1 pseudogene is annotated in these 266 nt (G+C 45.9%); it reads right to left on the bottom strand.

Annotated features, from left to right (window positions below):
• Positions 1-266 (bottom strand): annotated as a pseudogene (locus C1G53_RS13225) (cell division protein FtsK); the annotation flags it as partial.

A 266-nucleotide genomic window follows, 5' to 3' on the forward strand; every position in this document is an offset into this window, starting at 1 on the left:
TGGCTTTTTGTGTCTCAACTACCAAGGCACGTGCTTCGTTGAAAAGTGGATCTCCTCCAGCATCACCAAAACCTGCATCGCCATCACCTTCTGCCACTTCACCTGGATCAAAGGATTCATCATAATCTGCATCTGCCTGATCCTTGATAAAGCCAACTATTGCTTCTACATCATCATCGGATATAAAGGAACCTTGCAAGCGGACTGGATGGTTTTCATCAATCGGTTTAAAGAGCATGTCACCGCGGCCCAAGAGTTTTTCAGCA

Origin of the sequence: Streptococcus suis, assembly GCF_002960445.1 — a bacterium.
Taxonomy (GTDB): Bacteria; Bacillota; Bacilli; order Lactobacillales; family Streptococcaceae; genus Streptococcus; species Streptococcus hyiners.